General features: G+C 69.8%; 1 protein-coding gene. It reads left to right on the plus strand.

Annotation, left to right across the window (positions count from 1 at the left end):
• The coding region (locus ABD329_RS46635; RefSeq protein ID WP_344318116.1) for an amino acid adenylation domain-containing protein at nucleotides 1–10,223 on the plus strand (10,223 nt) is incomplete at both ends.

Below are 10,223 nucleotides of genomic sequence, written 5' to 3' on the forward strand. Positions count from 1 at the left end.
CGGAGCTGCGGGGGTTCCTGGCCAAGGTCCTGCCGGAGCACATGGTGCCCTCGGCCGTGGTCGTGCTGGAGCGGTTGCCGCTGACGGCGAACGGGAAACTGGACCGCAACGCCCTGCCCGCCCCCGACTACACCCCTGCCCCCGGCCGTGCACCGGCCACCCCGACAGAAGAGTCGCTGTGTGGGTTGTTCGCCCAGGTGCTCGGCCTGCCCGATGTCCCCGCCGACGCCGACTTCTTCGCGCTGGGCGGGGATAGCATCATGTCCATCCAGTTGGTGGGCCGGGCTCGCCGTGCAGGGCTTGTGTTCACGCCGCGTGAGGTGTTCCAGCACAAGACCCCCGCAGTCCTCGCCGCCACCGCCCGGGTCCTTGAGGCCCCGGCCGTTTCCGCGCGATCGACGGGCATCGCGGACTCGGCCTCGCCCCCTCGCCCCTTGATCTCGCTGAGCCAGGCCGACCAGGCGGTCATCGAGGCGAGGATCCCCCAGCACGGTGAGGTCCTGCCCTTGGCGGCCGGACAGGAGGGGTTGCTGTTCCACGCGGTCTATGACGATGGCGCGCCGGATGTGTACATGGTGCAGTTGGTCTTCGATCTCGAGGGTTCGGTGGATGTGGGGCGGTTGCGGGCGGCCGCGGAGGGGTTGTTGCGGCGGTATCCGCATGTGGGTGCTGGGTTTGTGCATGAGGGTGTGTCGGTGCCGGTCCAGGTGGTGCCTGCTGAGGTGCGGGTGCCGTGGCGCGTGGAGGATCTGCGTGGCCTGGGGGAGGCGGAGGCGCAGGGCGTCTTCGAGCGGTGGCTGGCGGAGGACCGGGCCGACCGTTTCGACCTGGCGCGGCCGCCGTTGCTGCGGTTCGCGTTGTTCCGTCTCGGCGAGGACCGCTTCCGTCTCGTGATGACGAATCACCACATCCTGTTGGACGGCTGGTCCACTCCGCTGCTGGTGCGGGATCTGTTCGCCTTGTACGAGCAGCCGGGTCAGGAGTCCGCACTGCCCAGGCCGACGCCGTACCGCGACTACCTCGCCTGGTACGGATCGCGGGATCGGGACGCGGCACTGGAGGCATGGCGCGAAGCCTTGGCGGGCGTCGAAGACCCCACTCTGCTGACGCCCGCGGACCCCGGACGCCAGGCCGTAGCCCCCCAGGACGTCTCCCAGCTCCTCTCGGAATCCCTCACCGCTTCTCTGACCGAGCGGGCGCGTGAGGCCGGTCTGACGCTGAACACCGTGATACAGGGTGCCTGGGGCCTCCTCCTGGCCCGTATGACCGGACGCGATGACGTGGTCTTCGGAACGACGGTGGCCGTTCGGCCGCCCGAGATTCCCGGCGTCGAATCCATGGTCGGGCTGTTCGTCAACACGGTGCCGCTGCGGCTTCGCGTACTCGCGGGTGAAAGCCTCGCGGCGCTGCTCACTCGGCTACAGGACGAACAATCGCGGCTGCTTGACCATCAGTTCCTGGGCCTGACCGACATCCAACAGGGCGCCTATGCCGGATCGGGCCCGCTCTTCGACACGGCGACGGTCTTCGAGAACTACCCCGTGGACGAAGCCGTCGTCGGCCGCACCGACGGGACACTCAAGACCGCCGCCATCGCCGCCCACGACGCCACGCACTATCCCCTCGCGTTGATGGTGATTCCCGGCGAGCGGCTTCGGGTGCGGTGGGGATACCGGCCCGATGTATTCGACCAACAGGCAGTGGAGGTGATCGCGGCCCGTTTCGTGCGGGTGCTCGAGGCGATCGCCGCTGATCCGGCCGATCGGGTCGGGCGGAGCGATGTACTGACCGGAGCGGAACGGGAGCAACTCGCGCGCTGGGGTGAAGGCGCGCGCGGGGAGAAAGACACCAGCCCCGAGCTGTTGCCGGAGCTGTTCGAAGAGCGGGTGCGGCGGGATCGGGATGCGGTGGCGGTGGTGGGTGAGGGGCGTGAGGTTGCCTACGGAGAGTTGAATGAACGGGCGAATCGTCTGGCCCGGGTGTTGGTGGGGCTGGGGGTGGGCCCGGAGTCCCGGGTCGGACTGGTGGTACCCCGGTCGGTGGAGATGGTGGTGGCGCTGCTGGCGGTGGCGAAGGCGGGCGGGGCGTACGTTCCGATCGATCCGCGCTATCCCGCGAGCCGGATCGCCTTCATGCTCGAGGATGCTCAGCCGGAGGTGGTGCTCGCCACCAGGGATACGGCCGACCGGATACCCCGGCGTGCGGCCGACCAGCTGCTGGTGCTGGACGACGACCGCACCCAGCAGCTCCTGGCCCAGGCATCCACCACTGACCTCACCGACCACGACCGCATCAGCCCGCTCGACCCCCGGCACCCGGCCTACGCCATCTACACCTCAGGCTCCACGGGCACTCCCAAGGGCGTCGTGGTGACGCACCAGTCCTTGCTGAATAACCTCCTCTGGCGGGTGAGGGCGTTCGGCTGGAGCGCCGAGGACCGCTTCCTCATGCGGACACCCCTGAGCTTCGACGTCTCCGTATGGGAAGTGTTCTGCCCGCTGCTGGTCGGCGGCGCGATCGTGCTGGCCCACCCGGACCGGCACGCGGACCCCGGGTACCTGCTCGCGGCCGTAAGGCGCCACCAGGTGACCGTCTTCCATACCGTTCCCCCCCTCCTCCAGCATCTTCTGGAGTGGCATGCGGTGGCGGACGATTGCCGCTCGCTGCGTGATGTGGTCTGTGGCGGGGAAGCCATGTCGGCGGCCGTCCGCGACACCTTCCACGCCACGCTTCCCTGGGTGCGGCTGTACAACTCGTACGGGCCGAGCGAAACCACCATCGACATCTCCGGTCATCCATGCGAGCCGGAAGAGGCAGGACCACCGCCCATCGGCACACCGATCCAGGACACGCGGTTGTACGTCCTCGACGGCGGGCTGGGGTGGGTGCCACCGGGCGTCGTGGGTGAGTTGTACGTGGCGGGTGCGGGGTTGGCGCGGGGGTATGCGGGGCGTGGAGGGCTGACGGCGGAGCGGTTTGTGGCGTGTCCGTTCGCCGGGTCCGGTGGGCGGATGTATCGGACCGGTGACCTGGTGCGGTGGGATGCCCGGGGACGGCTGGAGTTCGTCGGCCGGGTGGACGATCAGGTGAAGGTCCGTGGTTTCCGGATCGAGTTGGGTGAGGTGGAGGCGGCGCTGGCCTCGCATCCGCGGGTGGCACGCGCGGCGGCGGTGGTCCGCGAGGACCGTCCCGGTGACCGGCGGCTGATCGGCTACGCCGTACCCGCGCGGCGCACCACATCACGGGACGACACGTCTCCGAACAACACATCGCGAGACGATACGCCACGGCACGAGGCGTCGGCGGAGCGCCACGCGGCCGAACACATCGGCCACTGGCAGAGTTTCTACGAGTCGCTGTACGGAGACCGCCCGGCCACCACTCTCCGTGAGGAGTCCACCGGCGCATCCACCGGCGCATCCACCGGTGCCTGCATCGGGAACGCCGCCGAGGACTTCATCGGCTGGGACAGCAGCTACGACGGCCGCCCCATCCCCCTCGACGAGATGCGGGAATGGCTGACGGCCACCGTGGACCGGATCTCCGCACTGGCTCCTCGACGCGTGCTCGAAATCGGCGTGGGCACCGGTCTGCTGCTGCGGCGTCTGGCGCCCCGGTGCGACTCGTACTGGGCCACGGACTTCTCCGCCGCGGCGATCGACGCGCTGCGGAACCAGATCGATCGCGACCCGGACCTGGCCGCCCGGGTGGAGCTCTCCGCCCAGCCCGCCGACGTCTTCACCGGACTTCCGGCCGGCCATTTCGACACCGTGATCATCAATTCGGTGATCCAGTACTTCCCCGGCATCGACTACCTCATCTCCGTCATCTCCGGAGCGATGCGGCTGCTCACCCCGGGTGGCTCCTTGTTCCTCGGCGATGTCCGCAACCTCCGCCTGCTCCGCTGCTTCGCCACGGCGGCCGGTCTCAGCAAGCTCGGCGGTGAGCTCTCGGGCGTGGACCTCCGCAAGGCGATCGAGCAGACCATCTCCCTGGAGAGGGAGCTGCTGATCGACCCGGCACTCTTCTCGGCCCTCCAGGCCACCGTTCCGGACATCGCGGCGGTCGACATCCGGATCAAGCGCGGGAAGAGCCGCAACGAGCTGACGCGGTACCGCTACGACGTGGTGCTCCACAAGGCGCCGGTCACCGCCGTGCGGGCGGACGAGGTCGCGCCGACGGCGACCTGGGGAACCGATGTGCACCGGACCGAGGAACTGTCGGCGCTCCTCTCCCGGCGCCACGACAGGCTGTGGGTGAGGGGCCTCCCCAACGCCCGGTTGATGGACGACCTGGCGGCGCTACGGCAGTTCCAGGACGGCCCCGCCTCGGAAACACCCGACGCCACGACGGCAACACCAGACCCCGCGGCGGCAACGCTCGACGCCGCGACGGAAACACCCGACGCCACGACGGCGACGCTGGACGTGGAAACCCTGCACGAGCTGGCCGCCCGCCACGGCTACCGCACCCATCTGACCTGGTCCGAGAACCCCGAACGGCTCGACGCCCTCTTCCTCCTCGGCACCGACGATCCGGACCAGCCGGTCGTCGACCTGTCCGTCGCCGCTGCCCCCGCGAACGCGCGACCGCTCACCGCCTATGCCAACGAGCCGGGCGCCGGCCCGGAAGCCGACTCGCTGCTCCCCGCACTCCAGGCCCATCTGCGGAGCACCCTGCCGGAGCACATGGTGCCGTCGATCGTGATGGCGCTCGACGAGTTGCCACTGACCCCGAACGGAAAGCTGGACCGCAAGGCGCTGCCCGCCCCGGAGTTCACCGCCGGAACCGGCCGCGCTCCGCGAACCCCGCGGGAACGGATCCTGTGCGGCCTCTTCGCCGAGGTATTGGGGCTCGCCGAGGTCGGCGTGGACGACGACTTCTTCGCGCTCGGTGGCCACTCCCTCCTCGCGATGCGGCTCATCGGCCGCATCCGCGCCGAGGTCGGCACCGAGCTGAGCGTCCGCACACTCTTCCAGGCGCCAACGGTCGCCCAGCTGATCCCACGGCTCGGTGACGGAACGAGCCCCGAGGCGACCCGGCGGCCGCCCCTGAGCCCGATGCCACGGCCGGAACGGATCCCGCTGTCGTACGCGCAATGGCGCCTGTGGTTCATGCAGGAGATCCAGGGCCCCCGATCCGCCACCTACACCATCGTGTCCGCGCAGCGGATCACCGGCCCCCTGGACCGCGCGGCGCTGGCCGACGCCCTCCGCGATGTCGTGGCCCGACACGAAGCCCTGCGGACCCTCTACCCGAAGGACGACCAGGGGCAGCCCTGGCAGCATGTGCTCGACGCCGACACCGCGCGCACCCGGTTGCCGATCAGTGAGTCCGGCGCCGACCCCGAGGACCTGGACGCACTGCTCGCGGCCGAGGCCGGACGGGGATTCGAGGACCTGGCCACGGAACTGCCACTGCGCGCGAGCATCTACACGACCGCGGACGACGAGCACGTACTGCTGCTGGTGCTGCACCACATCGCCGCCGACGGCTGGTCCATGGGCCCCCTCTTCAACGACCTCGCCCGTGCCTACACGGACCGCACCCAGGGGCGCGCACCACAGTGGGAGCCGCTCCCGGTGCAGTACGCCGACTACGCCATCTGGCAGCGGCGTGTCCTCGGTGACGAGGACACGCCCGACAGCCTGATGTCACGGCAACTCGCCTACTGGAAACGGGCCTTGGCGGGTCTGCCCGCAGAGCTCGACCTGCCCACCGACCGTACGCGCCCGGCGATGGCGAGCCATCGCGGCGGCACCGTGGACCTTGACATCCCGGCCGCGCTTCACCAGCGGCTGGCCGATATGGCACACGACCACGACGCCAGCGTCTTCATGGTCGTCCAAGCCGGGCTGGCCGTGCTGCTGACGCGGCTCGGCGCGGGACACGACATCCCCATCGGCACCCCGTACGCGGGCCGGGGCGAGGAAGCCGCCAACGATCTGGTGGGCTTCTTCGTCAACACCTTGGTGCTGCGCGTCGACACCTCCGGCAACCCCGACATCACCACCCTCCTGCGCCGCGTCCGCGACGCGGACCTGGCCGCCTACGACCACCAGGACGTGCCCTTCGAGCGGCTTGTCGACCTGCTCAATCCGGACCGCTCCCTGGCCCGCCATCCCCTGTTCCAGGTGATGCTCGGATTCCAGAACACCCACCACTCCGGTTCCGCCCTGCCGGGGCTGACCAGCGAACCGCTCCGGGTCCGGATGGACACGGCCAAGTTCGACCTGTCCTTCATGCTCGCCGAGACACCCGCCGATGGCGGCGGCCCGGCGGGCATCCACGGAACGCTGGAGTACGCGACCGACCTGTTCGACCGGGAGTCGGTGGAGGCGATCGCGGTGCGTTTTGTGCGGGTGTTGGAGGCGATCGCTGCTGATCCGGGGTGTGTGGTGGGGCGGATCGATGTGCTCAGCGGGGAGGAGCGGGGGCAACTGGAGGCGTGGAGTGGGCGGGCGCCGGGTGTGGTTGATGCGGGTGTTGATGCGCTGCCGGGGTTGTTCGAGGAGTGGGTGCGGCGGGATCGGGATGCGGTGGCGGTGGTGGGTGAGGGGCGTGAGGTTGCCTACGGAGAGTTGAATGAACGGGCGAATCGTCTGGCTCGTGTGTTGGTGGGGTTGGGGGTGGGCCCGGAGTCCCGGGTGGGGGTGGTGGTGTCCCGGTCGGTGGAGATGGTGGTGGCGTTGCTGGCGGTGGTGAAGGCGGGCGGGGCGTACGTTCCGATCGATCCGCGCTATCCCGCGCGTCGGATCGCCTTCATGCTCGAGGATGCTCAGCCGGAGGTGGTGCTCGCCACCAGGGACACGGCCGACCGGATACCCCGGCGTGCGGCCGACCAGCTGCTGGTGCTGGACGACGACCGCACCCAGCAGCTCCTGGCCCAGGCGTCCGCCGCCGACCTCACCGACCGCGACCGCATCAGCCCGCTCGACCCCCGGCACCCGGCCTACGCCATCTACACCTCAGGCTCGACGGGCACCCCCAAGGGCGTCCTGGTGACACACACCAACGTGGTGAGGCTGCTGGAAGCGATCGGGCAGAGCTACGAGTACGGCCCGGACGACGTGTGGACCATGTTCCACTCCTACGCGTTCGACTTCTCGGTGTGGGAGATCTGGGGAGCCCTGCTGAGCGGTGGCCGACTCATCGTGGTCGACAGGGAGGTGACCCGTTCCCCTTCGGACTTCCTGGAGTTGCTGGTACGGGAAAACGTCTCGGTCCTGAGCCAGACCCCCTCGGCGTTGTACCAGCTGATCGCGGCCGAAGCAGAACGTGGCGGGTCACGCGTGGCTACGGCACTTCGCTATGTGGTCCTCGGCGGCGAAGCCCTCGACCCCACTCGCCTTGCCGACTGGTACGCCCACCACCGCGACGACGCCCCTGTCGTGGTGAACATGTACGGCATCACCGAGACCACCGTGCACGTCACCCACCAGCCGATCGACCGCGAGCTCACCGGCCCCGGCACCAGGAGTCTGATCGGTCGACCCCTCCCGCATCTGCACACGTATGTGCTCGATGAGGGGCTGGAACTCGTGCCCCCGGGTGTGGTGGGTGAGTTGTATGTGGCGGGTGCGGGGTTGGCGCGGGGGTATGCGGGGCGTGGAGGGCTGACGGCGGAGCGGTTTGTGGCGTGTCCGTTCGCCGGGCCTGGTGGGCGGATGTATCGGACCGGTGACTTGGTGCGGTGGGATGCCCAGGGGCGGCTGGAGTTCGTCGGCCGGGTGGACGATCAGGTGAAGGTCCGTGGTTTCCGGATTGAGTTGGGTGAGGTGGAGGCGGCGCTGTCGTCGCATCCGCGGGTGGTGCGGGCGGCGGTCGTGGTGCGCGAGGACCGTCCCGGGGACCGGCGGCTGACCGGCTATGCCGTACCCACGGCCGGGTCTCGTGCGGTGGCTTCGGAGCTGCGGGGGTTCCTGGCCAAGGTCCTGCCGGAGCACATGGTGCCCTCGGCCGTGGTCGTGCTGGAGCAGTTGCCGCTGACGGCGAACGGGAAACTGGACCGCGACGCGCTGCCCGCCCCGGACTACACCCCTTCCTCTGGCCGTGCACCGGCCACCGCCACGGAAGAGCTGGTGTGTGGGTTGTTCGCCCAGGTGCTGGGCCTGCCTGATGTCCCCGCCGACGCCGACTTCTTCGCGCTGGGCGGGGACAGCATCATGTCCATCCAGTTGGTAGGCCGGGCTCGCCGTGCAGGGTTGGTGTTCACGCCGCGTGAGGTGTTCCAGCACAAGACCCCCGCGGCCCTCGCCGCCACCGCCACCCGGACCGCCGACGCCGCCCCGGCCGTAGCGGACAACGGAGTGGGCACACTGCCCATGACCCCGATCATGCACTGGCTGTGCGAGCGCGAAGGAGCGACCGCCGGATATCACCAGTCGGTGCTGCTGGAAGTGCCACCGACGCTGACCCTCGACCGGCTGATCCCAGCAGTACAAGCCGTGATCGACCACCATGACGCACTGCGACTGCGGATCGCCGACGGGGACGGTGACCGTCGCCCCGACGACGGTGGCGCCGACGCCTGGCGGCTGGAGATCACACCGCCCGGCTCCATCGCGGCAGCGGATCTGGTACGCCGGGCCGCGGTGACCGGAGGCGGCGACGAGGACATGCGGGCGGCGGTGGCGTCCGAGAGCGCGGCTGGCCAGGCTCGACTCGACCCGCACTCCGGCACCGTGGTGCAGGTGGTCTGGCTGGACGCGGGGGACCGGAACCCCGGCCGGCTGCTCCTGCTGGCCCACCACCTGGTGATGGACGGAGTGTCCTGGCGGGTGCTGCTGCCCGACCTCATCGCGGCGTACGAGGCGATTGAGGCCGCCCGGCCGCCCGCACTCCAACCCGTCGGCACCTCCTTCCGCCGATGGGCGCGGCTGCTCACAGAGCAGGCCGTCGCCCCCGCCCGGGAGGACGAGCTGGACATGTGGGCCCGTATGACCGGGGATCCCGGGCTCAGTGTGGCCACCGACGCGCTCGACCCCGCGCGAGACGACGTGCGCAGCCTGCGTTCGCTCACCGTCGTCCTCGACCCGGCACGCACCGAGCCCCTCCTCACGACCGTACCCGCCGCGTACCACGCGGGGGTCGATGACGTCCTCCTCACGGCCTTGGTCCTGGCCGCGGCCCACTGCTACGGCATTGCCGGAGCCACCGCCCTCTTGGTCAACGTCGAGGGGCACGGCCGCGAAGACGTTGCCGAGGCCCTCGACCTGACACGCACCATCGGCTGGTTCACCAGCATGTATCCGGTACGGCTCGACGCGGGTCCCGTCGACTGGACCGACGTGGCGACCGGCGCCGCCAGCCTGAGCGGTGCGCTCAAACGCGTGAAGGAACAGCTCCGCGTCCCGGACCATGGCATCGGCTACGGTCTGCTGCGCTACCTCAACCCGCGCACCGGGCCCCAGCTGGCGGCGCTGAACACACCGCGCATCGGCTTCAACTACCTCGGCCGGTACACCGGCAGTGGATCCGCCAACTGGCCTTACGCCAAGGAGAGTACGGCTCTCGGTGGCGGATCCGACCCCGATCTCGCCCTCACCCACTGCCTCGACATCAACGCACTCACCGAGGACACCCCCGACGGCCCGCGCCTCACGGCGACCTGGGCCTGGGCCGGCCACCTGATGACGGAAGCGGAGGTCAGTCGGTTCGCCGAGGCATGGCGCACGGCCGTGGACGGGCTGATCGCCCATCTCAGGCATCCCACGTCCGGTGGCCGCACACCCTCTGACCTGCCACTGACCCCGCTCGACCAAACCGAGATCGAGCACATCGAGACACTGGTTCCGGAGGCCGATGACATCCTGCCGCTGACCCCGTTGCAGGAGGGGTTGCTGTTTCACGCGGTCTATGACGATGGCGCGCCGGATGTGTACATGGTGCAGTTGGTCTTCGATCTCGAGGGTTCGGTGGATGGGGGGCGGTTGCGGGCGGCCGCGGAGGGGTTGTTGCGGCGGTATCCGCATGTGGGTGCGGGGTTTGTGCATGAGGGTGTGTCGGTGCCGGTCCAGGTGGTGCCTGCTGAGGTGCGGGTGCCGTGGCGCGTGGAGGATCTGCGTGGCCTGGGGGAGGCGGAGGCGCAGGGCGTCTTCGGGCGGTGGCTGGCGGAGGACCGGGCCGACCGTTTCGACCTGGCGCGGCCGCCGTTGCTGCGGTTCGCGTTGTTCCGTCTCGGCGAGGACCGCTTCCGTCTCGTGATGACGAATCACCACATC

The sequence above is a fragment of the Streptomyces javensis genome (assembly GCF_039525925.1).
Taxonomy (GTDB): Bacteria; Actinomycetota; Actinomycetes; order Streptomycetales; family Streptomycetaceae; genus Streptomyces; species Streptomyces asiaticus.